This is a genomic window from Thermoplasmata archaeon (assembly GCA_035532555.1).
Lineage (GTDB): Archaea > Thermoplasmatota > Thermoplasmata > Lutacidiplasmatales > UBA184 > Lutacidiplasma.
The window spans coordinates 64,115-88,964 of record DATKQS010000012.1 but is presented as its reverse complement, the minus strand read 5'-3'; the positions used below and the strand labels follow the sequence as shown (position 1 = coordinate 88,964).

General features: G+C 67.2%; 21 protein-coding genes and 2 tRNA genes. 16 read left to right on the top strand and 7 right to left on the bottom strand.

Annotated features, from left to right (window positions below):
- Position 1: 1 nt before the first annotated feature.
- Positions 2 to 1,354: an amidohydrolase gene (locus tag VMV28_03545; protein ID HUZ79673.1), complete on the top strand. Its 1,353-nt coding sequence runs from the start codon at positions 2 to 4 to the stop codon at positions 1,352 to 1,354.
- On the opposite strand, the gene VMV28_03540 is transcribed toward VMV28_03545, so the two are convergent.
- Entirely contained in the window at positions 1,351 to 2,004 is a 654-nt protein-coding gene (locus VMV28_03540) for a hypothetical protein (GenBank protein ID HUZ79672.1), read from the bottom strand. The two genes, VMV28_03545 and VMV28_03540, sit on opposite strands and share 4 nt — an antisense overlap.
- A gap of 82 nt (positions 2,005 to 2,086) precedes the next feature.
- Here VMV28_03540 and VMV28_03535 point away from each other — a divergent pair, with 82 nt between their 5' ends.
- Entirely contained in the window at positions 2,087 to 2,638 is a 552-nt protein-coding gene (locus VMV28_03535) for a thioredoxin family protein (protein ID HUZ79671.1), read from the top strand.
- Here the strand turns inward: VMV28_03535 and VMV28_03530 are convergent.
- A complete protein-coding gene (locus VMV28_03530) occupies positions 2,600 to 3,637 on the bottom strand; it encodes a hypothetical protein (GenBank protein HUZ79670.1) in 1,038 nt (345 codons plus the stop codon). The two genes, VMV28_03535 and VMV28_03530, sit on opposite strands and share 39 nt — an antisense overlap.
- Positions 3,638 to 3,768: 131 nt before the next feature.
- Here VMV28_03530 and VMV28_03525 point away from each other — a divergent pair, with 131 nt between their 5' ends.
- The 8 genes from VMV28_03525 to VMV28_03490 all read left to right on the top strand — a co-directional run bounded on the left by VMV28_03525 (position 3,769) and on the right by VMV28_03490 (position 12,120).
- Complete coding sequence (locus VMV28_03525) at positions 3,769 to 4,644, top strand: enoyl-CoA hydratase/isomerase family protein (protein ID HUZ79669.1); 876 nt, start codon at positions 3,769 to 3,771, stop codon at positions 4,642 to 4,644.
- 21 nt (positions 4,645 to 4,665) lie between these two features.
- Positions 4,666 to 4,738 (top strand) — tRNA-Thr (locus VMV28_03520).
- Positions 4,739 to 4,906: 168 nt separating this feature from the next.
- Positions 4,907 to 6,274: an aspartate aminotransferase family protein gene (locus VMV28_03515; protein HUZ79668.1), complete on the top strand. Its 1,368-nt coding sequence runs from the start codon at positions 4,907 to 4,909 to the stop codon at positions 6,272 to 6,274.
- Positions 6,275 to 6,451: 177 nt separating this feature from the next.
- Complete coding sequence (locus VMV28_03510; protein ID HUZ79667.1) at positions 6,452 to 7,657, top strand: saccharopine dehydrogenase C-terminal domain-containing protein; 1,206 nt, start codon at positions 6,452 to 6,454, stop codon at positions 7,655 to 7,657.
- A gap of 178 nt (positions 7,658 to 7,835) precedes the next feature.
- Entirely contained in the window at positions 7,836 to 8,855 is a 1,020-nt protein-coding gene (locus tag VMV28_03505) for an ABC transporter permease (protein HUZ79666.1), read from the top strand.
- A gap of 6 nt (positions 8,856 to 8,861) precedes the next feature.
- On the top strand, positions 8,862 to 9,920 hold the full coding sequence (locus tag VMV28_03500; GenBank protein ID HUZ79665.1) for an ABC transporter permease: 1,059 nt from the start codon (positions 8,862 to 8,864) through the stop codon (positions 9,918 to 9,920).
- Positions 9,917 to 11,050: an ABC transporter ATP-binding protein gene (locus tag VMV28_03495; GenBank protein ID HUZ79664.1), complete on the top strand. Its 1,134-nt coding sequence runs from the start codon at positions 9,917 to 9,919 to the stop codon at positions 11,048 to 11,050. Before VMV28_03500 ends, VMV28_03495 begins: the two co-directional genes overlap by 4 nt.
- A complete protein-coding gene (locus VMV28_03490) occupies positions 11,050 to 12,120 on the top strand; it encodes an oligopeptide/dipeptide ABC transporter ATP-binding protein (GenBank protein ID HUZ79663.1) in 1,071 nt (356 codons plus the stop codon). Before VMV28_03495 ends, VMV28_03490 begins: the two co-directional genes overlap by 1 nt.
- A 30-nt stretch (positions 12,121 to 12,150) precedes the next feature.
- On the opposite strand, the gene VMV28_03485 is transcribed toward VMV28_03490, so the two are convergent.
- Positions 12,151 to 14,043, bottom strand: a complete 1,893-nt coding sequence (locus VMV28_03485; protein HUZ79662.1) for an ABC transporter substrate-binding protein — start codon at positions 14,041 to 14,043, stop codon at positions 12,151 to 12,153.
- A 134-nt stretch (positions 14,044 to 14,177) separates the two neighbouring features.
- On the opposite strand from VMV28_03485, the gene VMV28_03480 reads away from it, so the two are divergent.
- The 3 genes from VMV28_03480 to VMV28_03470 all read left to right on the top strand — a co-directional run bounded on the left by VMV28_03480 (position 14,178) and on the right by VMV28_03470 (position 16,635).
- Complete coding sequence (locus VMV28_03480) at positions 14,178 to 15,671, top strand: aldehyde dehydrogenase family protein (protein HUZ79661.1); 1,494 nt, start codon at positions 14,178 to 14,180, stop codon at positions 15,669 to 15,671.
- 298 nt (positions 15,672 to 15,969) lie between these two features.
- A tRNA-Met gene (locus tag VMV28_03475) sits at positions 15,970 to 16,072 on the top strand.
- Between the two features lie 98 nt (positions 16,073 to 16,170).
- Entirely contained in the window at positions 16,171 to 16,635 is a 465-nt protein-coding gene (locus VMV28_03470) for a universal stress protein (GenBank protein ID HUZ79660.1), read from the top strand.
- Here the strand turns inward: VMV28_03470 and VMV28_03465 are convergent.
- A complete protein-coding gene (locus VMV28_03465) occupies positions 16,616 to 17,122 on the bottom strand; it encodes a 50S ribosomal protein L16 (GenBank protein ID HUZ79659.1) in 507 nt (168 codons plus the stop codon). The two genes, VMV28_03470 and VMV28_03465, sit on opposite strands and share 20 nt — an antisense overlap.
- Positions 17,123 to 17,170: 48 nt before the next feature.
- A complete protein-coding gene (locus VMV28_03460; GenBank protein ID HUZ79658.1) occupies positions 17,171 to 18,076 on the bottom strand; it encodes a hypothetical protein in 906 nt (301 codons plus the stop codon).
- Positions 18,077 to 18,175: 99 nt separating this feature from the next.
- Here VMV28_03460 and VMV28_03455 point away from each other — a divergent pair, with 99 nt between their 5' ends.
- On the top strand, positions 18,176 to 19,381 hold the full coding sequence (locus VMV28_03455) for a proteasome-activating nucleotidase (protein HUZ79657.1): 1,206 nt from the start codon (positions 18,176 to 18,178) through the stop codon (positions 19,379 to 19,381).
- 46 nt (positions 19,382 to 19,427) lie between these two features.
- On the opposite strand, the gene VMV28_03450 is transcribed toward VMV28_03455, so the two are convergent.
- Both VMV28_03450 and clpB read right to left on the bottom strand, forming a co-directional pair.
- Positions 19,428 to 20,372 (bottom strand): EF-Tu/IF-2/RF-3 family GTPase, encoded by a 945-nt coding sequence (locus VMV28_03450; GenBank protein ID HUZ79656.1) that lies wholly within the window; start codon positions 20,370 to 20,372, stop codon positions 19,428 to 19,430.
- Between the two features lie 8 nt (positions 20,373 to 20,380).
- Entirely contained in the window at positions 20,381 to 22,987 is a 2,607-nt protein-coding gene (gene clpB, locus VMV28_03445) for an ATP-dependent chaperone ClpB (GenBank protein HUZ79655.1), read from the bottom strand.
- A 55-nt stretch (positions 22,988 to 23,042) separates the two neighbouring features.
- On the opposite strand from clpB, the gene VMV28_03440 reads away from it, so the two are divergent.
- A complete protein-coding gene (locus VMV28_03440) occupies positions 23,043 to 23,963 on the top strand; it encodes a dihydroorotate dehydrogenase (GenBank protein ID HUZ79654.1) in 921 nt (306 codons plus the stop codon).
- 74 nt (positions 23,964 to 24,037) lie between these two features.
- A complete protein-coding gene (locus VMV28_03435) occupies positions 24,038 to 24,814 on the top strand; it encodes a dihydroorotate dehydrogenase electron transfer subunit (protein HUZ79653.1) in 777 nt (258 codons plus the stop codon).
- The last annotated feature ends 36 nt before the right edge of the window (positions 24,815 to 24,850 follow it).

The window sequence follows — 24,850 nt, the reverse complement described above, 5'->3', positions numbered from 1 at the left end:
CGTGAGCGACGGGGCGAAGACCGGACCGGTCGTGCTCACCGGGGCGCTCCTCGTCACGCAGGACGCCCGGCGCCGGGTCGTGCGCGGAGATCTTCGCATCGAAGGCGGCCGCTTCACCCATGTCGGCCCCGACGCCTTGCGGACGGGCGCCGAGGTCGTCGATGCGACGGCGTTCGCCGCGGTACCGGGGTTCGTCAACACGCACGGGCACGTCGCGATGTCGCTGTTGCGCGGGATCGCGGACGAGCGCGATCTCTCCGGGTTCCTAGAGACCCTGTTCGCGGTCGACGCGCGCCGGGTCGAGAAGGACGTCGAGGTCGGGGCTGCCGCGGGGATCGCCGAGATGCTCCTCGGCGGGACGACCTCCTTCCTCGATCTGTACTATCACGAGGACGCGGTCGCGCGCGCCGTCGATCGCCTCGGCATCCGCGGGTTCCTGGGCTGGGCGGTCCTCGACCCGGAACTGACCACCCAGAAAGGCCGACCGCTCGACAACGCCCGAGCGTTCATCGGCCGATGGAAGGATCATCCCCGGGTCACGCCGCTCGCCGCACCGCAGGGGGTGTACGTCTGCTCGAAGGAGACGTGGCTCGGCGCCCGCGCGCTCGCGGAGGAGACGCGGACGCTCTGTCACTTCCACCTCTCCGAAACGCGCCGCGAGGTCCACGAGCACGAGGCGAAGACGGGCAAACGGCCCGTGATGTGGCTCGACGAGATCGGGTTCCTCGGCCCGCGCATGATCGGGGCTCACGGGGTCTGGCTGACCCGGCGGGAGATCGAGATCCTGGGGACGCGCGGCGTGGGCGTGGCCCACTGCCCGAGCTCGAACCTGAAGCTCGCGGTGGGTGGGGTCTGCCCCGTCGTCGAGCTCCAAGGCGCCGGGGTTCGGGTCGGGATCGGCACCGATTCGGTCGCCAGCAACAACTCCCTCTCGATGCTGCGCGAGATGCACGTCGCGGGCCTCCTCCAGAAGCATCACCGATGGGACCCGGGCGCGCTACCCGCCCAGACCCTTCTGGACATGGCAACGATCGAAGGGGCCCACCTTCTCGGGCGGAGCCAGGACCTCGGCTCGCTCGAGGTCGGCAAGCGGGCCGACTTCTCGCTCTTCCGCCTCGACCATCCGACGCTCGTTCCCGCTCGGCCGGAGGCGATCGTCTCGCACCTCGCCTACTCGGCAGAGGAAGGAGCGATCGATTCGGTCTACGTGGACGGCGAGTGTGTCGTCCGGGGCCGGACCCTCACCCGCGCCTCGTGGGAGGAGATCCGACGCGACGCCGAGCGCGAGGCCGATCCGCTCTGGAAGGCGCGACCCCCCGGAGCCTCCGCCCCGGGAACGGAGCCGCCCCGTTAGGCGAACTCCGCCCGGAGCGACTCCGAGAGCCGAGCGGCGAGCCGCGCTCCCGAGAGCCCGACTCCCAGTTCCGCGATGCCCGCCAGCCGGTCCGCGTCCGACGGGCTCCTCAGGTCGAACAGCGAGCGCACCAGAGGTCGATCGACCGTCACGGAGATTGTACCGTGATGCAGAAGGGCCGTTCGCGTGAGGTGCTGGGCCGCCCCTCCCACCACGCGATCCTTCGCCGTGAGCACGCACCCTCGCTCTCCGAGCGTGCAGCAGGATCTCGAAAGAGACGGAGCGGCTGTCCACCTTGCTTCCAATCCGAGTTCGGTGAGGAATCGGGTCGCGCCGGCGCCGAGCCGAGCGTACGCGTGCGCGTAGTCCCGGCCCACGCGGGGATCCTCCCGGGGAAGGACGATCGACCAGACGAGGTCCCCGGCGAGGTGCAGGACTCCGGTGCCGCCGGTGCGACGCCGGACGATCGGGATCCCGCGGCGCCGGGCATCGTCCACCCAGGCGGTCGTGGCGGGGACTCCGATTCCGATCGAGAGGGATCGCGTGGCTACGGTTGCGGCTCTCCACGCGACGCTCGCCCGGCGCAAGGCCGCTTCGTCCCGTCGCTCGTTCTCCTCCGCATCGATCGGGGACCCGTCTTCCTCGTCCATCCACTCGTCCGCCGGGGAAAGCGCGGAGAGGGGGATATCCCCGACGCTCAACCGCTAAGAGGTCGGGCTCTCTAGGCAACCCGTGGCCGAGCTTTCCGAGTTCAAGCTCCATCCCGGCGACGTCGCCCCGGCATTCGCACTCCGCGGAACGGACGGGCGGGTGCATCGGATCGATGAGTTCGCGAAGGACCGGCTCTTGCTCGTGGTCTGGTGGTGCAACCATTGTCCGTACGTCCGGGCCTGGGAGGGTCGGATGGTCGAGATCGGAGAGAAGTACGGCCCCCGCGGCGTCGGGATCGTCCTGATCAATGCGAACGACGCGGTCGCGTACCCCGACGACCGAATGGAGATGATGGCGCGCCGGGCCCAGGAGCATGCCTACCCGTTCCCGTACCTGCGGGACGAGTCCCAGGAGATCGCCCACGCCTACGGCGCGCTCGTGACCCCGCACGCCATGCTCTTCGACCGCGAGCGCCGCCTCATCTTCCAGGGCCGCATCGACGACAATCACGAACATCCCGAAGCGGTCCACCACCCGTACCTGGAGGCGGCGCTGGACGCCGCCCTTGCCGGCAAGCCCGTGGCACCCGCGGAGCTACCGGTGCTGGGTTGCTCGGTGAAGTGGCGTGCGTGATCTCGGAGCCCCGCGCCTGCGGGGGTTCGCGCGAATCACGGTCGCCCGATTCTCGAACTGGCGTGCGAGATCGGGGTCGAGCGGGGCGCCGTTGCGGTCGAGCCGGGCCGCGATCGCGGTCTTCCCGGCGAGGGCGCGGGCAAGGCGGCCGCGTTCGGTCCGGCCGGCCGACTGGATCCGCGGGTGCAGGAACAAGAGGCCGTGCCGAGGCGGAGGTGCCCGTCCGCGCAGGTGCTCGAAGAACGCCCGCTCCGCTCCGAGTACCTGGATCGTGCTCGCCGGCATCCGACTCATGCGATCGAGGCCCCCGGCCTGAGCGAGCATGCGGGCGGCGAGCGCCGGACCCAGCAGCGCTGAAAGATTCGGACACTGCTTGGGAACCGTTTCTTCGACCGCCTTGTCCAGATCCGAGCGCACCGACTCGATGGACCGGTACGTCTCGGCGAGCCGTCGGCGAGCTCGGGCGAGGCTCGGATCCGGTGGGGAGAGTCCGGAGGCCGGAGTGCCGTCCTCGAGAAGCAGCCGTGCGGCGGCCGCGTGATCGCCGGGATCGGTCTCGGGAGCGTCGCGCGAGCTCCAGCTGCCGATGCGCTCGCCTAGGAGGTTGCGGATGTGATCGAGGTCGGTCATCGCGCGCACGGCCTCCTGGACGTGGATTGAAGGGTCCCAGCCCGCGTGCAGCGCTCGATCGGCCTCCTCCAAGAGGGGATCCCGCAGTAGGCGAGGGTCGAAGCCGACGGTCGTGGGATCCACCGAACCGCGAAGTCGAAGGTCGAGCCGCAGACCTCGCTCGGCGAGGCGCCGGTCGCGCGTTCCCACGTCGGCGCCCGCCGCTTCCCGCACCAGATGCGCGTCCTCCGGGGTGAGGTCTCCGGCTCGGCGGAGCGCGATCCGTTCGTGGATCGCGGCCGCATCCTTGGGACAGGGATACGACCGGACAATCTTCCCATCCTCGAGCAGGAAAGCGCCAAACCATGTCGAGACGGCTTCCCGGGGCATCGTTCAGGTCCCCCCCATCCCCTGCCAGCTCCCCGACACGGACCCGCGCACGGCGGGCGAACGTGCCGGTCCGAAAAGGGTTGTCGCATCGGGCCGGCGACCGTTAATTATGGCTCGCCGCTCCACCGGATGTGACGGACCCATCGTCCGACGGGCCCATTCGCTACGAACGCCAGGGCCCGATCGCCGTAGTGATGATCGACCACCCTCCCGTCAACGTGCTCGGCCGCGAGGTGCTCGACGCCCTCGTCCGCCGGTTGGACGAAGCGGAAGCCGACCCCGAGGTCCGTGCGGTGGTGCTCGCCAGCGCGTCCGATCGGGCATTTGCGGCCGGCGCGAACATCCGCGAGATGGCTCCGATGGGTCCGACTGAGGCGCACGACCATGGCGAGCGCGGGCAGGGAACCACCCGACGGATCGAGCGGCTCCCGCTTCCGGTGATCGCCGCCGTGAACGGGGTATGTCTCGGTGGGGGTTGCGAGATCGCGCTCGCCTGCGATTTCATCATCGCGAGCGACGATGCCTCCTTCGGGCAGCCGGAGATCAACCTCGGGGTAATGCCCGGGTGGGGCGGGACCCGGCGTCTCCCCCGCCGCATCGGTCTCGCGGCGGCCCGACGGTGGATCATGACGGGCCGATCGGTCTCCGCGAAGGAAGCCCACGCGCTGGGGCTGGTCGACCAGGTCGTACCTCGTGCGGACCTCCTCTCCACGGCCCTCGCGCTCGCGGGGGAACTCGCGGAAAAGCCCCCGGTCGCGCTCGCCGCGGCGAAATTCGCCCTCCTTCGCTCGATCGACCCGGGAATCGAGGAGGGTCTCGCCTACGAGCTCGATCTTTGGGCCCACCTCTTCGGGACCCCCGACCAGAAGGCCGGCATGCAGGCCTTCCTAGCGAAGCAACCGTTCCGGACCGGGGCCCGCCTGGATTGGGCGACGATCTCGAAGGGATTCCCATGGAGCGAAGGGGCCTCGCAAAGACCCGGGGCAGGCGGAAAGCGGAAGAACTGATATCGCTCGGCTCGGGACAGTGCCGCGGTGGCTCAGCTGGCAGAGCGGCTCCTTGGTAAGGAGCAGGTCGAGGGTTCGAACCCCTCCCGCGGCTTTCCCTTAGGGATCCAAGCGACCTCGCGATCTCCCGAGGCGACGCGAACGAGATGGATCGACCTCCGGGAGAAGGTCCGTGGCGCCCGGTTCGGCTCACATCAATCCTTTTGTAAGCCCCCGACCTCAATCTCACGCCTTTACGCGCCGAGCATCCGGAGATGGGACGATGGATCCTAGAGGGGAAGCCGCATACGACGAGTATCGTCGCCGGACTCCTCGATCCGCCGCGCTCTGGGAACAGGCGCGGAAATGGACCCCGCTGGGCGTCCACTCGAACTACCGGTTCGCGGACCCGTACCCCTTCTACGTTCGTCGGGCCCAGGGGGTCACACTCTGGGATGCCGATGGCAATGCCTACCTCGATTTCAACATGGCATTCGGGTCCTTGCAGAGCGGCCACGCCCATCCCCAAGTGGTCGAGGCGATGCGGCGGCAGATCGACGCCGGAACCATCTACGGCTACGAGTGGGAGAGGACTCCCGAGGTCACGGAACGGATCTGCCGCCGCTTTGGCATGGCTCAGGCCCGGTTCAGCACGACCGGACTCGAGGCCACCCACCACGCGATCCGCTTCGCCCGCGCCTTCACGCACCGGCCGTACGTCCTCAAGTTCGAGGGATGCTACCACGGTTCCCACGACACGCTCCTGGTCGGCGTGAAACCACGTCCGGAGGTGGCCGGCCCATCGGACCGCCCGCGGTCGGCCGCGGCCTCCCCTGGCCTCCTTCCCGAGACCACGGAGCGAACCCTCGTAGCCCCGTTCAACGACCTCGACGCGACCCGCGCGATCGTCCGGGAACACGCCCACGACCTCGCGGCAATCATCACCGAGCCGATCCCGATGAACATGGGATTCGTTCTACCCGAACCCGGGTTCCTGCCCGGGGTCCGCGAGCTCTGCGACGAGGTGGGGGCGCTGCTCATCTTTGACGAGATCAAGACCGGGGCCAAGTATCCGCATGGCGGGGCGGCCCGGCTCGGCGTCCGCCCCGATCTGATGACGCTCGGGAAATCGATCGCGTGCGGCGTTCCCCTTTCGGTCGTGGCCGCCCGCACGGGGATCCTCGACGAGGTCGGACCCCGCAAGGTGGCGCACGCGGGCACCTACAACTCCAACCCGCTCGCGATGGCGGTCTGCCTCGCGTCGCTCGACCACATCCTAACGGACGAAGCTCTCGCCCAGAGCGCCCGGCTCAACGACCGTCTCGCACGGGGGTACCTCGAGGTGCTCCACGACGCTCACGTCACCGCTCACGTCTCGCACGACGGCCCTTCGGGGACCGTCTACTTCTCCGACCACCCCGTGCGGAACTGGCGCGACTTCCTGACCGTGGACGGGGACCGGTCGATGCGCTACTACTACCTGTGCCTGAACCGGGGGCTCATCCCTTCGGGGACCGGCCCGGACGAACAATGGACGCTCTCGGTCCAGCACACCGAGAAGGACGTCGACCGCCACTTGGAGATATTCGCGGACGCCGCTCCTCAACTTGCCGGTAGCCTAGAAGTGGGCGAGATCGAAGAGTCGGTGTAGCCTCGACCACGGCCCTCCTCCTTTCGCCGGAATGGACCGCGAATGCCGGGCCCGTCCGGGTCCATCGCGATCGATCGGGCCCATGCAAAAGCCCATTAGTTCGCAACCTACCGCGCGAAGGATGGTCGAGGACCGGACCCCGTCCACCGCCCGCTCGAGGACGGGGGGTGGGTGCCGATGACCCGCGCCGTCGTCCTGGGAGGCGGCGGGCTCACCGGGCAATGCACCGTGCGGGACCTCGCCCATTCCGTCGAGTTCGACTCGGTCCTTGCGGCCGACCTCGATCCGGCTCTCGCCGAACGAGCGCGCAGGAGGGCGGGTGGGAACCGAGTCGAGGCGGCGCAGATCGATGTTCGCGACCGAGCGGCGCTGATCCGACTCCTGGAGGGAGCTTCGGTCTGTGTCAACGCCGTCCAGTATGCCTTCAACCTCGAGGTGATGGCCGCCTGCCGGGCCGCTCGCATCCCGTACCTCGATTTCGGGGGACTCTTCCACATGACGCGGCGCCAGCTCGAGCTGGACGAATCGTACCGCAGCGAGCATCTCCTCGCCGTTCCCGGTCTCGGGCAGGTCCCGGGAGTCTCCAATGTCCTCGCCATGGAAGCCACTCGAGATCTCGATCGAGTGGACTCCATTATCATCCGCGATGGCTGGATCGATCTGACCCACAACGGGCCCGAAGTTCTATTCACTTGGTCGCCGAGCACCTTCCTTGACGAGATGATCCTCCCTGCGGTGATCTACGAGAACGGAGCGTACCGGGACTATCCGCCCATGAGCGGGGCTGAGGTGTACGCCTTCGCACCCCCCGTGGGGGCCGTGAAAGTCTATCGGACGCTGCACTCGGAGCCCGCGACACTTCCCGAGAGCCTCCGGGACAAGGGACTCCGGCACTGCGAATGGAAGGAGGGAGGGCCGGGGATCGATCTCCTGCGGATCATGGCGCTGCTCGGGCTCGCCTCGGATGCCCCGTTGGTGGTCGGAGGACAATCGGTGCGGCCGCGGGAGTTCCTCCTGGCGCTTCTGCGTCGAGAGAAGCTCCTCGGTGTTCCCGAAGGCGTGACCGTCGAGGACGCGGAGGTCTGCGACCTCGAGATCCATGGCTCGACCGGCGGGGTGGCAGTGGAACGTCACGCCGTTGCGCGATTCCCGGCCCGACCCGATTGGGGTCTCACGGCCACCGAGTACGCCGTGGGAGTCGCCGGGGCCATCGGTGCGGAGTTCATCGTTCGAGGCGATATCCAGGGATGGGGAGTCCTTCCTCCGGAGCGGTGCGTGCCGGGGTCGTCGTTCCGAACGGCTCTCGAGCGCCGTGGGATCGAGTCGGCGATAACGCCACCGGAGGCGCCGCTCGGCCCCTACGGCCGACCCGCGCCCCGGTGAATCGGAGCGGCAGTGGGTTCTCGGAGATTCAGGTCCCGTCGTCCGATTTCGCGCACCTCCTTGGAGGCGTGGGGGAGTCGCCGTCACCTCGTACCTTTTTGTACGAATAGACACTGTTCGATCGGAATGACGCGATCTCGCGACCCGTATCGGGTTGAGTAGGGAGAGTGGGACGGTCGTGGGACGGAACACCTCCGACCTGCTCTGGTTCATCGGAAAGCGTGCGCTGTTCCTGATTCCCATCGTCATCGGCGTCACGGCTATCGCATTCATCCTGATCCGGATCGCCTACCCGGATCCCTGCATCATCTGGCTCGGGGGTCACGCCAAGCAGAGCGCGATCAACGCCTGCCAGGCCACGTTCGGCCTCAACCAACCGATCGTCGTCCAGTACTTCCTCTACCTCAAGGAATTCCTCGCGGGCAACTGGGGCACCGCTCCCGGGGGATTCTCCGTCTTGCTCCAGATCGAGCAGTACTTCCCCGCCACCCTCGAGTTGGTGATCGCGTCGCTGCTCCTCATCGTTCTGATCGGCATCCCGCTCGGGGTCATCGCCGCCCAGTCGAACGGTCGATGGGCCGACCACCTCGTCCGGGTCTTCTATCTCGGGGGCTGGGCGACGCCCACGTACTTGGGAGCGCTCGTGGCGGCGTTCTACGTCGCCCCGTACTTCGGGCTGAGCGTGGGAGAGTACACCAACAGTCCTCCGCCGTTCCCTCAGATCACCCACATGTCAGTCCTGGACGCCATCTTAGCAGGGAACCTTCCGTACACGGAGGACGCCCTCGCCCATCTCATCCTGCCCGCGGCCGTGCTCGCGGTGCTGAACTTCGGGATCATCACCCGGATGACCCGAAGTTCGATGCTGGAGGTGCTCCCGCTCGACTACGTGAAGTCCGCACGGATGAAAGGCCTCAGCGAATTTACCGTGATGTACAAGCACGCCCTTCGCACGGCCCTGATCTCCACCACCACGGTGCTCGGCATCACCATCGCAGGCTTACTGAGCGGCACGGTCGTGGTCGAGGAGATCTTTCGCTGGCCGGGGATCGGACTGTATGCCTACGATGCCATCCAAGGCAGTAACATCCCCGGGACCGTCGCCGTGGCGATCGTCTTCGCGGTGGGAGCGGTCGTCGCGAATTTGATCGCCGACATCCTTTACGGCTTTCTCGACCCGAAGGTAGCGTGGAGGTAGGGACGCATGGAGCCCCATCCCCCATCTTCGGATCGGCCAGGGTTGCCCGGCGGCACTCGCTCGGGGAGGATGGGATCGGTCGCACGGGGAGTGGGCCGGGGCGCGGCGACGGCCTTCCGTTCCCTGAGGACCAACTCCCTCTCGTTCGCCGGGTTCGTCCTCGTGGTCATCTTTTCGGTCGCCGCGGTCGTGATCTGGGCGGATCCGGCCGTATTGCCGTACCCGGCGCTCGCGATCTTCACCGGCCCTCTGAGCCAGGGTCCCACCTGGCCGCACCCCTTCGGGACCGATGAGCTCGGACGAGACATCTTCTCGAACGTCCTCTCGGCCCTTCCGACGGATCTCGGGATTGGGGTCTCGATTGCCGGAGCGTCCCTCCTGTTCGGGGGAGGACTGGGGATTCTGGCGGGTTACTACGACCGGCCGAGAAGTCTGAGCGCGGTCGCGTCGACGACGATCCTGCGCCTCACCGACCTCTTTCTCGCGTTCCCGAGCCTCATCCTCGCACTCGCGATCACGGTGGCCCTGGGTCGAGGAGTGCTCCCGATCGTGCTCGCCGTCTTTCTCACGTGGTGGCCGTACTACGTTCGTTTGGTGCGGGGAGAGGTTCTCGCGGTCAAGAACCAACCGTACATCGCCGCCGCGCGAGCCGCGGGGGTGACCGAGCGCCGGATCGTCCTGCGCCACGTCCTACGGAACATCCTCGAGCCCGTGATCGTGTACTTCACGCTCGACATCGGCACCGTGATCGTCACCTTCTCGACCGTGGCGTTCGTCACCGGCGGGGTGCCGTACCCGACGAGCCCCCCGGTCGAATGGGGAGCGATGATCGCCTTCTACGCCGATCGCGTGAACAGCTTGCCGTGGACCGTCATCTTCCCCGGTCTCGCGATCTTCGTCACGGTGCTCGCCTTCAGCCTCCTGGGAGATGGACTGCGCGACTTGCTTGACCCGCGCAGCCGCCGGATCACGGCTCAAGCCGGGGCGGCCCTCCCGCTACCCGCCGGAGCCGAGCTCCCCACCGCCGAGGCCGAGAGCGGCCCGTACGCGGGGGTCGCGCCGTGACCGAGCCCGTCCTCTCGATCGAGGACCTGAGCGTCAGTTACGCCACCGCCAGCGGAAGTGTTCACGCCCTCTCGCACGTCTCCCTCGAGATCCTCCCGGGCCGGGTCACCGGCATCGTCGGGGAGACCGGCTGCGGGAAGAGCACGCTCGCCCATGCCATCCCCGGGCTCCTGCCCGTCCCCGCGGCGCAGGTCCGAGGAGGTCGGATCGTCTACCGTGGCATCGACCTCACGAAGCTGCCCCGATGGAAGCTCCCGATGGTGCGGGGCACGGGGATCGGGATGATCTTCCAGGAACCGCTCAATTCGCTCAATCCCGCCTTCCGAATCTACGACCAAGTGGCCGAGGCGATCCGGATCCGGAGGATCCGGGAGCGCGGGGCGGGAGCCACGCATCCGGAGGGAGCTCCGTTCGACTACTCGAGGCCCGAATCCCCCTCCACCGCCGCGACGCTGACCCGCCCGATCCTTCCCGGCGGTGCGGTCCAGGAGCATCTCAAGACGCGGGGCCTACACGATCCTTCGATGCACGACGAGGTCATCGAGGCGTTGACGCTCGTGCGGATCAACGACCCCGAGACCATCGTCCGGCTCTATCCGCACGAACTCTCGGGAGGAATGCGCCAGCGCGTGATGATCGCGCAAGCGCTATCGGAGCGCCCTTCGCTCCTCATCGCCGACGAGCCGACGAGCGCCCTCGATGTGACGATCCAAGCCCAAGTGCTCACCCTGATGAAGGAGTTGATCGACGAGCTCCACACCTCGATCCTCTTCATCAGCCACGACCTCGGCGTGATCGCCGAGATCGCGGACGACGTGGGCGTCCTGTACGCCGGCCGGCTCGTCGAGCTCGGTCCGGTGGCAGAGGTCTTCGAACGACCTCGCCATCCGTACACGCGCGCCCTCCTCCACGCCGCCCCGAACCGCTTCAAGGACGAGGGCCCGCTCGATTCCATCCCGGGAACGGTGCCGAACCTCGCGCGCCTCCCGATGGGGTGTGTCTTCCATCCCCGGTGCGCCTTCGCGCGGGAGAAGTGCCCAACCGATCCCGCGCCGCCGCTGCGGCCGATCGGGACCGCGCCCGCCGGGGAGCACCGCACGGCCTGCTGGCATGCCGAGGAGGTGACGTAGTGACGGACGCGGCCTCCGAACCCCTCCTTGAGACCATCTCCATCGCGAAGTACTTCCCCCTCGCGGTCAGCGCTCGGGACTGGCTGGGGCGTACCCCCGCCCGCTCGATCCATGCCGTGGACGAGGTCTCGCTCACGGTCCGGTCCGGAGAGACCCTCGCCCTCATCGGGGAGAGCGGTTCGGGAAAGACCACCTTCGGCTGGCTCGTGGCCCGCCTACACGAACCCACCCAGGGCACGATCCGCTTCCGGGGGCAGGACGTGACGCATCTATCCGGCTCCGCGCTTCGTGCCTGGCGTCGCAACGTTCAGATCGTTTTCCAGGACCCCGTCGGTTCTCTCGACCCTCGCCTGAGGGTCTGGCAGATCGTGAGCGAACCGATCCGGGCCCAGCTCCCTCTGAGGCGGGCCGCGGTACGCGAGCGGGTCGCGGAGTTGCTCCCGCAGGTCGGACTCCCTTCCGATTGCCTCGACCAGTACCCGCACGAATTCTCCGGCGGGGGTCGTCAGCGGCTCTCGCTGGCCCGTGCGCTCAGCATCAACCCTTCGTTGGTGGTCCTCGACGAGCCGACCAGCGCGCTCGACGTCGCCGTTCAGGCGCAGGTCCTCAACCGGCTCGTCGGTCTCCAGCGCGAACGGGGCCTGAGCTATCTGCTCATCACCCACAACGTCGCGACCGTCCGATACGCCGCGGATCGAGTGGCCGTGCTGTACGTGGGCCAGCTCATTGAGATCGGTCCGGTCCGAGCGGTGCTCACCCAGCCGGTCCACCCGTACACGAAGGCCCTCCTGGCCGCGGTGCCCGTACCCGATCCGAAGCGTCGGCGTGCACGGTACCGAATCTCCGGCGAAGTGCCCACCCTGATCAATCCGAAACACGGCTGCCGCTTCGCTCCGCGCTGCCCGTTCGTCATCGAGCGCTGCCGGGTCGAGGATCCACCGCTGCGCCCGGTCGCCGAGTTTCCCGACCGGCTCGTGGCCTGCCACCGGGCCGAGGAGGTCGGTTCCATCCCGCCCGAGACGCTGATCGGATCGGGTCCGGCGCCACCCGACCGCCTACCCTCGAGCTGAGCGGGCCGGGCGCGCGCGGGTTCAGTCTCGCTAGCGGGCCCACTGGGTGTTGAAGAAGAAGGCGAACGGCTCGGCGCTCGCCATGGGGTTCTCGATGATCCCGTGGACGTGGATGTTGTAGACTGCGACGGCCGTCGGAACGACGAGCCAGGCGTTGGTGTAATTGTAGTACATTAGGTTCGTCATCTCGGTGTAGTACTGATTGAGCAGGGTGGGGTTCGAAGTCCCGGCCGCGGTCAAGACGAGGTTGTCCATTGTGGCGTTGGCATAGCCCGACATGCACAGGTTCGCGCTTCCGTAGCTGATCGCATCGTTCTGGGTCCAATCGTCCGGGCTGATGTAATCCGACGTGTAGAATTCCTGACCGATGTAGAACGGTCCCCCGTTGAGCGTGGTGGAGCTGGTGCAGACGCCGTTCGTGACGAGCTGCTCGCTGAGCAGCTGAGAGACGCTCATGCCGATCGGCTTGATGGTGATTCCGATCTGAGCGAGATCGCTCTGGAGGATGCTCGTGGCATCCGCCCAGTCGGCGCCCGGAGTTTGGTACTCGTAGTTGAAGACCGTCCCCGCGCACGCATTGTTGGCGCAGGGCGAGTTCTGGATCTCCTGCTGGGCGAGCGTCAGATTGTAGGCGTACGGTGGGAGGCTCTGGGGGTTGTAGTACGGATAGGATGGCGGCACGGGGCCCACCCATTGACTCCCATATCCTCCGAACGCGTCCTGGATGATCTGCGGGTAGTTGATGGAGTGGACGATCGCTTCCCGTACGCTCAGGTTGTTGAAGGGGAACACCGACTGGTTCATGAACACCCACCACGAACCGCTAGTCGCCCCATAGATGGTGGACAGCGGCTGGACGACCAGACACGGGTCTCCTGTGAGTTGGTTGATGGTCGACGGTCCGGTATAGGCGAATGAGGCGCTGGCGGCCTGGCCGTTCAAGAGATCGCTGATCGTAGAGGTGTCGGTCTGGGAGAAGACGATCTGGACGGTGGTGTTGGCCGGCTGGATCGCGTTGTTCCAAGGCTGGGCCCGCGCGGCGGAGGTTCCCCAGTAGTGGGAGGATGGGACGAGCGTGTACCCTCCTCCACCGATCGGATTGTAGGCGGTCAGCGTGTACGGGCCCGTGCCGAGCGTGTTCGCGTCGAGGTAGGTGTTCGGAACGCCCGGGACGACGCCTCCGTTCTGCTGGACGAACGCCGGGTCGACGGCGTAGGAGTTGGGCGCCGAGATCGAAGGCAACAGGTAGTTGTACGGCACCTGGCCCAGGTACCCGAACCCGAGGTTGAGCTCGATCATGTTCGCGTTGAGCACCTGGAAGGACTGGTTCGAGGCGGTCATGACCTGGATCTCGCCAGGGGTCGGGGCGAAGAAGTCCGTGGTGTTCAGAAACGCCGAGAGATTCGTCTCCTCGTTGGCGATGGCCGTCGAGTTCGAGTAGTAGTTCAATCCTGGATACCAGAAATTCTGGGACAGGATGAATTGCGGGCCGGCGTTCAGCAGCAAGCTCCGGTAGAAGCTGAACCATTGCACGTAGGCGTTGTACGGGTCCCCGTTCGAGAAGGTGACGCCGGAGCGGAGGGTGAAGTTCCAGTGGAGGCCGTCCGAGGACGTCGTCCAGTTCTTCGCGAGGACGCCCGAGAAGTTCGTCGGACTCGAGCCGTTGTAAACCACAAGGCCCTGGTAGACCTGCTGGACCGCCGCCCAGCCCGGGGTCGTGAACGTCTGCTGCGGGTCGAGGTAGTCGGGAAGTTCCGGCTGATCGATCTTGATGGGATTCGTCGACGCGAGCGGCTGGCTACACGTGCCCGATGAACCACCTCCGTTGGAGCTCTGGGTGTGCACGACGTACACCCCGATTCCGGCGACGACGATCACGACCACGATGACGAGGACGATTACATTCCGCCACTTTGGATCCATGTTCTCCCCTCCGGAGCCAAGAAGGCCGCCCATAGGCGTTGGGAGACATATATCCTGCGGCGAGCCTGCGCGCCGACGGCTCGCCCGCATCCCTCCAAGATTTGAACTCAGTTCGCCTAACCGGTCGAACCGCCATGCCCGACGTCATGTTCGTACGAGGGGAGTGGACCGGGGCCGCGAGCGGGGCCACCTTCGAGGTGCGGAGCCCCTTCGACGGGGCGATGCTCTCGGCGGTTCCCAAGGGCTCTCGCGAGGACGCTCGCCGGGCCATCGACGCGGCACGCGAGGCATTCGATCGGGGACCTTGGCCCCACCTGCCGCCGCGCGCGCGGGGGGAGGTCTTCCTGCGAGCCGCGTCGATCCTGCAGGGGCGGCTCCCCGAGATCGCTCGAATCGAAAGCCGCAATCAGGGCAAGACGATCAAGCAGGCCGCCGACGCCGACCTTCCGTTCGCCATCGACAACCTGATCTTCTACGCCGGCGCCGGTCGCACGCTCGACGCGAAGAGCCCGAGCGAGTTCACCGGCGAGGGAACGACGATCTTCCGTCGAGAGCCGGTCGGGGTGGTCGCCTCGATCACGCCCTGGAACTACCCGATCATGATGGCCGTGTGGAAGATTGCCCCCGCGCTCATCGTGGGGAACACGGTCGTGCTGAAGCCGGCCAGCTGGACCCCGCTCAGCTCGGTCGAGCTCGTACGAGCGCTCGACGAGGCGGGGCTCCCGAAGGGCGCGCTGAACCTCGTTACGGGACCTGGGGATGAAGTGGGGGACGAGCTTTGTCGGAATCCCAAGGTCGACCTCGCAAGCCTCACGGGAGACACTCAAACCGGGCGCAAGGTCATGGAGGCCGCGAGCGGGACCGTCAAACGGCTTCAACTGGAACTCGGCGGGAAGGCGCCGTTCATCGTGTTCGAGGATGCGGATCTCCTAGCGGCGGTCGAGGGCGCGATGGTTGGAGGGTTCGTCAATGGCGGGCAGGACTGTACGGCCGCAACTCGGCTCATCCTTCACAAGTCCATCCGAGCCCGCTTCGTGCAACATCTGGTGGATCGGATCAAAACCATTCGCATGGGGAACCCGCTCGAGCGGTCGACCGATCTCGGACCCCTCGTCCATCCCAGTCACCGGGATCGCGTCCTCGAGTTCGTCGAAGGCGGGCGACAGGAGGGGGCGAAGGTGGTCATCGGTGGGACGCCTCCGCCGGTGTCCCTGGCGAGCGGGGCGTTCGTGACCCCGACCGTCTTCGACCAGGTCGCGCCGGACATGATGATCGCTCAGCGGGAGATCTTCGGCCCGGTGCTCGGCGTGCTCGAGTTCTCCAGCTTCGACGAGGCGATGGAGATCGCGAACTCCGTGGAGTACGGCCTCGCGGCCAGCGCGTGGACGAAGGATGTCCGTACCGCGCTCAAAGCCGCCCACGCACTTCGCTTCGGCGATGTTTGGATCAACGACCACCTTCCACTCGGATCGGAAACGCCCCACGGGGGGTTCAAGCAGTCCGGGTTCGGGAAGGACCTGGGCAGCGATTCCCTGAACGACTACACGGTCGTCAAGAACATCTACATCGATCTAACGGGTCAGGCCCGCAAAGGCTGGCACTATACGGTCTACGGGGACCCGGCCTGAGTCACGGAGACGGCCGCGGATGATGTGCCCGTCCACTACGGGGAGGTTGAGCCTCCTCCCCTGGGCAGCGGTGCCGGTGTCGCGGGTGGAGCCTCTGCGCTCCGGCCAAGCGCGCGTGAGCCCCTACGAGCTCCGAGGTCTCCCTCATGCAAACGTCGGGTTTTCGCCACCGCTACCTCAACATGAAGCCTCCGTACATCGATTGGATGGATTACCGGTCGAGTTGAAGGTGCGAACGCCTCCCGGGCTCCGGGCGGTTCCCACCTCTCATATAGACCGACTCACTGGGCCGACCCGCAGCGGGGTAGGGTAGTCAGGAAAACGGTCGGCCTCGCCGGCCGTCCTGAAATCCCGACGGGCTCATAACCCGTAGATCCATGGTTCAAATCCATGCCCCGCTATCCGCCGCCCCGGCGGTGCACGAAGTTCTGAATCGACCCTCGGAAGCTCCGGAAGGGGGCGCAATGACCTTGTAGGCCCGGACTCCTCGAGGAGAGCGATGACCGAACCGAACATCCAGCGTGTGACGGTGGCGGCCGATGGTTCGCCCATCGCCCGCGAGGCGCTGGGATACGCCATCGATCTCGCGAAGAAGTACGGGGCCGAACTGACGGTCCTCACGGTCGCTCCCCTCGTGCCGCTCTACGTTGCCTCTTCCGAACCCTGGGTGCCCGCGACGTCTCCCGATACGGACACCCCGTATTATCGCCAGTTTTTGGACCGCGCGGTCCAGGAGGCGAAGACCGCCGGGGTCCGCGCGAAGGGGATCTGCGTAGAGGGAGTCGTGGTGGACGAGATCCTGGCCCAGGTAGAGGCGAACCCACCCGACCTATTGGTGATCGGATCTCGCGGTCTCTCCCGCGGCAAGAGGCTCTTGCTGGGGAGCGTATCGGCCGCGATTTTGCACGCCGTGAAATGCCCGGTGCTAGTCGTTCACCCGCGGTCTACGACGCCTTCGTCGTGATCCGCAGGCGGGTCGGGCACGGGAGCTTGTGGGAGGCCTTGCGCAGGGCTTCCTTGGCGTCCGGAATGTGGGCCGCTGTCGTATAGATCGACATGAGCTCGACGCCGATTTGAGCGCGCACCGCGTGTCCGACGGGTTTCCCGAACGCCCGCCGCATCCCCGAGGAGATACGGTCCGCCCCGGCTCCCATGGCCATCTTGTGCTCCCGGAGAATCTGATGCGGGAACCGTCGAACTTTGAGATGGTACTCGTTCGGGGCGCCCTTCTCGAGGACCCGGACCGCGCTGATGCGCGCGGCCTCGAGCGCGATGTCGCGGACCTGAGCCGCTTCCTCGGTGTTGAGCGTGAGCTCGACCGGGAAGTCTTGCCGAAGGTTGCCCGTGTCGAACTGCGTGACGCGGCAGACGGGAATGCCTCCCATGTACTCCTGGCGAGTGTAGATCTGGCCCTCGACCTTGCGGTACATACGGGCCGGTTTTCGCGTCATGGGCGCGGGCGAGACGGGGGTTCCGTTAAAATGGTTGCGTATCGCTCGCTATCGGTGGGCCAGGGCAGAGAGCCGTCGTGCGCCGAGAGCCGGGACACGGACCTCCACCGCGGGGATCCCTCGCGCACGCAAGCTGCGGATCACGCGCTCCCGGGCCGCGAGCGATCGGGGAGCGGCCAGGAAGCTCTCCCCGAACATCGCCTGGAACGCCCACGCCCCGTCGGTCCGCAGCTCGCGGAGGATGCGCCGCAAACGCACCGATGCGACGCCCATCCGGTCGGTGAACCGCTCGCTGGCCCGGAAGAACCGGACGGGATCGGGGTGTTCGAGCAATGCATCGAGCCCGCGAGCGCTCGCGCCGGCTCGTTGGAGGAAGCGTGCGTCCCGGAGTCTCGGCGGAGAGGGCATGGGACGCCCGACGACACCGACGAACACGGACGGGGACCACGGCACGCGCAGTGAGTCCCCAAACGGTGGGATGCCAGGAGTTCGACGAAACTCGAGCCCGCCGCCGAGGATCGCGGCCACACCGCCGAGTCCGCCGCCCCCGAAGAGGTCGCCGAGATGCGCGATCTCGATGGCCCTTGCGCGAGGACGGCCGAGCGCGGCCGAGACCGCGAGCGCAGTCGCCATAGCACCCGCGGCGCTCATTCCGAATCCTTGTCCGATCGGCAACTCGTGGTGCAGTCGCACGGTGAGCGAGCCGCGGCGATTGCCCACCAGCCGCCGCGCCACGTCGGTGGAGATGGGGAACGCTTCCCGGCCTCCGTTGAGAATACGCAGGCGTCGCGCGGCGCCCGGCCGCCAGGCGGCCGCGGCGACCACGCCGAGCTCCAGCACGACGCCCGCGCCCCGGGAGCCTCGGGCTCGCGGATCAGGACCGGTCGAATCGGGGGCGAAGATGCCGGTGACATGGCCGGGAGCGAACGCGCGCGCCGTACGGATTCCGTGCATGCGCTGGAACCGATTCCCGATAGAGACTGACGACTCCTTATAAACCGAGGCGTTATGCTAACGGCGGACGAGCCGAACGTTCGTCGCACTTCTACGGACATGAGCGAACCGGACTCCTCCGCACCGCCGCAGGATGCGTTTGACCGAGTGAACTTCCTCGAGCTGAGGAACACCCAGCTCGCCGAAGCGATCAAGCGCATCGAGAGCGAACGCCACTACATGGAGTCCGAGATCCTGCGGCTCCAGCGCGAGGTCAAGCGGATGAAGACGGAGCTCGATCGCCTGCGCTACCCTCCGCTTATCGTCGGAAGCGTGCGGGATGTCCTTACGGACGGCCGGGTGATTGTCAAGTCGTCCACGGGGCCGGACTTCGTCGTCAACTCCGCCGAGACGGTCGAACACACGAAGATGACGATCGGCAGCCGCGTCGCGCTCAACAAGCAGACCCTCGCCGTAATGGGCGTGCTCCCCGCCTCGCTCGATCCGCTCGTGACCGCGAGCGAGATCGTCGACAAGCCCACCGTCACCTACGAGGACATCGGAGGTCTTTCCGAACAGATCCGCGAGATCCGAGAGTCGGTGGAGTATCCGCTCTTGCGCTCCGAGCTGTACAAGCGCGTCGGGGTCGACCCGCCCCGCGGAGTGCTCCTCATCGGATCCCCGGGAACGGGCAAGACGATGATCGCGAAGGCGGTCGCGCACCACACGAACGCTACGTTCGTGCGCCTCGTCGGCAGCGAGCTCGTTCAAAAGTACATTGGGGAGGGGGCCCGCCTCGTCCGCGAGCTATTCCAGATGGCCCGGGAGAAGGCGCCCACCATCATCTTCATCGACGAGGTCGACTCGATCGGAGCGAAGCGACTCGAGGTCGCGACGAGCGGAGACCGCGAGGTCCAGCGTACGCTGATGCAGCTGCTTGCCGAGATGGACGGCTTCGAGCCGTTGTCGAACGTGAAGATCATCGCCGCGACCAACCGGCCCGACATCCTCGACGAGGCGCTGCTGCGACCCGGCCGCTTCGACCGCATCATCGAGATCCCGGTGCCGGCCGCGTCCGGACGCGCCGAGATCTTCAAGATCCACTCCCGCCCGATGACGATCCGCGACCCGATCGACTTCGAAGCGCTCGCGACACGCTGCGAAGGCGCCACGGGGGCCGACATCAAGGCGATCTGCACCGAGGCCGGCATGTGGGCGATCCGCGAAGAGCGGGACCAGGTCACGGCGGTCGACTTCGACCGCGCGATCGAGAAGGTCATCGGCGAAGAGGAACTCCGCAAGGAGTCCGTCACGATGTTCGCCTAAGCCGGGCGAGCGGGATTCGTGGCCGGCGAGGCCCGGTGCGGGGCCGTCAGTCCGGCCCGTCTTGGAGGGCGACCCGCGCCGCGACCCGGGGTCCGGTGGTCGAGGAGAGATCGAGGACGTACGCCCGTTGGCCGGGGCGGAAGGCTACGGCGCGATCGGCGGTAAAGACCGCCTGATGGTCGTCGCGCGATCCGACCGATACAGGAACGACCTGCAGCCCGGCGGCGAGATGCATCTGGGCGCCCTCTCCCCAAGGCGTGCGGTGGTAGCGGCACGGGACGAGGTCCGTTCCTCGGAGCGACGCACTCGCGTGGAGCGACCCTTCGGGCGCCAGAATCTGGCCGCGGGCGAGCTCGTCGGGGTCCACCCCCTTCAGCGCGACGCCGACCCGGTCCCCGTTCGACGCTTCCGGCACTTCCACATCATGGACCTGGATCGACCGGACCTCGACGAGCTTCGGGGTTGGCCAGAGTCGGAGCTTCTCGTGAGCGTGGAGAGTACCGACACGGACCACGCCGAGCGCGACGGCCCCGACCCCCTTGACGGGGAACGCATGGTCGATCGGGACGGTGACCGGTCCCTCTTTGACACGAGGGGTCCATCCGTCGAGGAGCTGCCGGAGCGCCGGAAAGTCGAGCGCGGACCTCGGTGCGCTCTCGAAGCGCGTGCCCGTCAGTAGGCGGCCGACCTCCTCCTCTCCGACAGCCGGGCCGAGGACGACGGTGGTCAGAAGATCGTACAGATCGGCGACCGCGATCGTTTCGGCGATCGGGCGGGAGAGCTGATCGATGACCAGCAGGCAGCGATCGGCCATCCCCAGGGTCACGAAGAGCGGCGGGACCTTCTCGGGGAAGTTGGTGGGTTCGACGCACGTGATCACGTGACCCTCGGCCACCTGGTTGAACAGCGTGACGTCCGAGGCCGTGCCTTTCTTGCCGAACTCCTTCGCGATGTCCCGCGCGCCGATGATCGCGATCGTGACTCCGGCCACCGAACCTCCTACGGAACGGTCCCCGCACGCGGATTCGATGAACGGAGGACGATCTCTGAGTCGCGCACGTCGACCGTCATCTCGGTCCCGTCCTTGAGTTCGCCGGAGAGGACCTTCTCCGTGAGCGGGTCGACCACGAGTCGCTGGATCGTTCGTTTGAGGGGACGTGCGCCGAAGACCGGGTCGAAGCCGGTGCGCGCGAGCAGCTTCTTCGCGTTCGCGGTGACCTTCAACGCGATGCGTCGGTCCTTCAATCGCGCCTCGACCTGAGCGATCTGGAGCCCGACGATTTCGGTGATCTCCTTCTCGGTGAGCGCGTGGAAGAGCACGATCTCGTCCAACCGATTGAGGAACTCCGGGCGGAAGTGTTCCCGGAGCGCCGGCTCGATGAGCGCGCGGCGGGCGGAATCCGAACTGACCCCGCTGAGGAGCTCGGATCCGAGGTTGCTCGTCATGATGACGAGCGTGTTGCGGAAGTCGACCGTGCGTCCCTGTCCGTCCGTCAGGCGACCTTCGTCCATCAGCTGGAGGAGCACGTTGACGACCTCGGCGTGGGCCTTCTCGATCTCGTCGAAGAGGATCACCGTGTACGGGTGGCTGCGCACGGCCTCGGTCAGTTGACCGCCCTCCTCGTACCCGACGTACCCCGGCGGTGCTCCGATCAGCCGCGCGACCGTGTGCCGCTCCATGTACTCGCTCATGTCAATCCGCACGAGCGCGCGTTCGGAGTGGAACAGGAACAGCGCGAGCGCCTTCGCGAGCTCCGTCTTGCCGACGCCGGTCGGACCAACGAACAGGAAGGTACCCATCGGCCGGTTCGGATCGGCGAGCCCGCTGCGGGCCCGGCGCACGGCTCTGGAGATGGCCTCCACGGCCTCGTTCTGCCCGATGACCCGCCGGCGCAGCTCGTCCTCCATATGGAGCAGCCGCTCCTTTTCGCCCTCCAGCATCCGGCTGATCGGGATGCCGCTCCATTTCGAGACGACGTGGGCCACGTCTTCCTCGGTGACCTCTTCGCGCAGGAGGCTTCCCCCGACGGGGGTCTCGACCTCGGCGGTGAGCGACTCGACCTTCTTCTGGAGCTCCGGCATCGTTCCATATCGCAATCGCGCCGCGGCCTCGAGATCGCCGTCGCGCTCTGCGGCCTCCTCGGCGGCCTTCGCTGAGTCCAGTTCGGAGCGCAGTTTGCGCAGACCCGCGACCCGCTCTCGCTCGTGCTTCCATCGGGATTGGAGCGCGTTCTCCGACTCCTTCAGGCTCGCGAGCTCCTTCTCGAGCTTGGAGAGCCGGTCTCGGGACGCGACGTCCTTCTCCCGCTTGAGCGCCGCCCGCTCGATCTCGAACTGGCGAACGCGACGCGTCAATTGATCGAGCTCGCTTGGCCGAGAGTCGAGCGCGAGACGCACCATCGAGGCGGCCTCGTCGACCGCATCGATCGCCTTGTCCGGAAGGCGGCGGTCGGGGATGTACCGAGCGGCGAGTGTCGCGGCCGCGACCAGGGCCGCGTCGTGGATCTTGACTCCGTGGTGGAGTTCGTAGCGCTCCCGCAGGCCCCGTAGGATCGAGATGGTGTCCTCGACCGTGGGCTCCTGGATTGGAACCGGCTGGAACCGGCGCTCGAGGGCGGCGTCCTTCTCGATGTACTTCCGGTACTCCTGGGTGGTTGTGGCTCCGATGCAGTGGAGCACTCCGCGCGCGAGGGCCGGCTTGAGTAGGTTCGATGCATCGAGCGCCCCACCTTCCGTCGCACCGGCATGGACGACCGTGTGCAGTTCGTCGATGAACAGGATCACCTGGCCCTGGGAGCGTTCGACCTCTTGGAGAACGGCCTTCAGCCGCTCTTCGAACTCGCCTCGGAACTTCGCTCCCGCGAGGAGGCTGCCGAGATCGAGAGCCACGATCCGGCGTTCGCGGAGCGATTCCGGCACATCGTTCTGGGCGATCCGAACGGCGAGTCCCTCGACGACCGCGGTCTTGCCGACCCCCGGCTCTCCCACCAGCACCGGATTGTTCTTGGTCCGGCGCGAGAGGATCTGGACGACCCGGCGGATCTCCTCGTCGCGACCGATCACGGGATCGAGCTTCCGCGAGCGCGCGAGCGCGGTCAGGTCGCGACCGTACTTTTCGAGCGCTTGATACTGGGCCTCTTCCGAGCGACTTGTGACCGGGCGGTCCCCTCCGCGAAGTTCCTTGAGCTGGGCCTCGACGCCCGCCCGGTGGACCCCGACATCCTCGAGGATCTGCCGTGCTGGAGAGGGGACCGACAGTAAGCCGAGGAGGAGCTGGTCGACGCTCGTGTACCGGTCCTTGCGCTTCGCAGCCTGCGCTTCCGCGGCATCGAGGACCTGGGTGAGCGCGCGCGAGACGTACTGGTCGGACGGAGTGACATGGTCGGCGGTCGGGAGCTCGCCCAGCCGTTCGGTAACTCGTGCGCGAATCGTGTCGACCGGAGCGTGCAGCGCCTGCAACAGAACGCTCGTGGGTCCCTGAGGGGCCTCGAGGAGGGCCGAGAGCAGGTGCTCCGGCTCGACGGCCGGGTGTCTCAGGTCCGATGCGCGGCGAAACGCGCCTTCGAGCGCTTCGCGCCCCGCATCGGTCAGGCGGTCGAGATGCATCGGAACCGATACATCTCAGCGAGCCGATTTAAGCGCACCACCAGTCCCCTGGAACATGCCCGAGCTCTCGGTCCGCTGCGCGGGGATCGCACTGCGCAATCCTCTCTTGCTCGCGTCGGGGATCTGGGGGGAGAGCGGGGAATCGCTGGTCGGAGCATGGAAGGCCGGCGCCGGGGGCGTGATCACGAAATCGATCGGGTCGCTCCCCAGGCCCGGTTACCCCAACCCAACGATCGAGAGCTACGACCGGTGGGGCATGCTCAACGCCATGGGCCTGCCGAACCCCGGGATTGAGGAGTACCCCCAAGAGATAGCGATCGCCCTGGGCGCCGGCGCCACCGTGATCGGGTCCGTCTTCGGGGGAGATGCCGAGGAGTTCGCCAGGCTCGCGGCGGCGATGGCGAAGACGGGCGTCTGCGCGATCGAGCTGAACCTGAGCTGCCCGCACGCCAAGGGATACGGCAGTGAGATCGGCAGCGATCCAACGCAGGTCGAGGAGGTCGTCCGGGCCGTCACGCGCGCCGTTCCGCTTCCGGTGATCGCGAAAATCACCCCCAATGCGGCGGACCCGGCCGGCCTCGCAGCCGCGGCCGAGCGAGGGGGAGCGGCCGCGGTCAGCGCAATCAACACGTTGCGTGCGCTCGCGATCGACGTCGAACTGCGCCGCCCGATCCTCTCGCACCGGCTCGGGGGATTCAGCGGGCCGGCGATCAAGCCGATAGGGCTCGCCTGCGTCTGGCAGATCCGCGAGCGCGTCCGCATCCCAATCATCGGGGTGGGAGGGATTGCGTCAGGCCGGGATGTCCTCGAATACCTCATGGCGGGAGCGAGCGCGGTGGAGATCGGCACCCAGGTCGCATTCGAGGGGATTGGCGCGTTCGGCCGGATCGGCCGGGAGCTCTCCGAGCTGCTCGACAGGCTCGGCTTCGCGCGGGCGAGCGACGCCACCGGGGTCGCCCACTCCGCGACAAGCTGAGGGTCGGTTCCGCTCGAGAGCGCGACGCCCGGCTCGCCCCAGGGCATATATCGCGCTCGGGGTAGACGGGGAGCGTGCGGACGATCGTCACGGTACAGGAGAGAGTCGAGGAGACCCCCTCGACCGTCACGCTCCGCTTTCCGTACGTTCCTACGGCAGAGCCGGGTCAGTTCGTGATGGTCTGGATCCCAGGGGACGATGAACTGCCCATGTCGCTCTCCTACACCGAAGGCGCCTCCAAAGGGATCACCGTCAAGGCCATGGGCGGGACGAGCCGGAACGTCCAGCGGATCGAAACGGGGACCCGCCTCGGGATCCGGGGACCGTACGGGAACCGATTCGATCTTTCCCCGAGGCGGATCCTGATCGTTGCGGGGGGATCGGGAGCAGCGGTGCTCGCCCCCGGGGCCGAGCGGGCGATCGCGGGCGGCGCGAAGGTCACGGTCGCCCTCGGGGCGACGACCGAAGCGGAACTCCTGTTCCGGGAACGGTTCGCCACGATGGGCGCGGCGGTCGAGGTCGCGACCGACGACGGGAGCGCGGGCACGAGAGGGTACGTAACCGTCGTCGTCGAGCCGCTCCTGGCGGCGCACGCGTTCGACGCGGTGTGGAGCTGTGGGCCGGAGATCATGATGCGCAAGGTCGCCCTCCTCGCGCAGGCGCGCGGGGTCGCGTCGTACGGGTCGGTCGAACGTCAGATGAAGTGCGCGCTGGGGATGTGCGACGCCTGCGCGCTCGGGCCGTTCCACGTTTGCGTGGAAGGACCGGTCTTCCCCACGGACAAGCTTCTCGAGCTTCCGGAGTTCGGCGCGTTCAAGCGCGACCCCGCGGGACGGCGCGTGCGTCTCTGAGGCGGGTCTCCGAGAGCGCGCACCGGCCGTCACGCC

What these genes read in the sequence shown, in the direction of transcription:
- VMV28_03500 (HUZ79665.1), top strand. Translation starts at nt 8,862, where the DNA reads ATGGAGCCCCATCCCCCATCTTCGGATCGGCCAGGGTTGCCCGGCGGC.
- VMV28_03485 (HUZ79662.1), bottom strand. Translation starts at nt 14,043, where the DNA reads ATGGATCCAAAGTGGCGGAATGTAATCGTCCTCGTCATCGTGGTCGTG.
- VMV28_03515 (HUZ79668.1), top strand. Translation starts at nt 4,907, where the DNA reads ATGGATCCTAGAGGGGAAGCCGCATACGACGAGTATCGTCGCCGGACT.
- VMV28_03510 (HUZ79667.1), top strand. Translation starts at nt 6,452, where the DNA reads ATGACCCGCGCCGTCGTCCTGGGAGGCGGCGGGCTCACCGGGCAATGC.
- clpB (HUZ79655.1), bottom strand. Translation starts at nt 22,987, where the DNA reads ATGCATCTCGACCGCCTGACCGATGCGGGGCGCGAAGCGCTCGAAGGC.
- VMV28_03455 (HUZ79657.1), top strand. Translation starts at nt 18,176, where the DNA reads ATGAGCGAACCGGACTCCTCCGCACCGCCGCAGGATGCGTTTGACCGA.
- VMV28_03540 (HUZ79672.1), bottom strand. Translation starts at nt 2,004, where the DNA reads ATGGACGAGGAAGACGGGTCCCCGATCGATGCGGAGGAGAACGAGCGA.
- VMV28_03480 (HUZ79661.1), top strand. Translation starts at nt 14,178, where the DNA reads ATGCCCGACGTCATGTTCGTACGAGGGGAGTGGACCGGGGCCGCGAGC.
- VMV28_03440 (HUZ79654.1), top strand. Translation starts at nt 23,043, where the DNA reads ATGCCCGAGCTCTCGGTCCGCTGCGCGGGGATCGCACTGCGCAATCCT.
- VMV28_03530 (HUZ79670.1), bottom strand. Translation starts at nt 3,637, where the DNA reads ATGCCCCGGGAAGCCGTCTCGACATGGTTTGGCGCTTTCCTGCTCGAG.
- VMV28_03465 (HUZ79659.1), bottom strand. Translation starts at nt 17,122, where the DNA reads ATGACGCGAAAACCGGCCCGTATGTACCGCAAGGTCGAGGGCCAGATC.
- VMV28_03460 (HUZ79658.1), bottom strand. Translation starts at nt 18,076, where the DNA reads ATGCACGGAATCCGTACGGCGCGCGCGTTCGCTCCCGGCCATGTCACC.
- VMV28_03470 (HUZ79660.1), top strand. Translation starts at nt 16,171, where the DNA reads ATGACCGAACCGAACATCCAGCGTGTGACGGTGGCGGCCGATGGTTCG.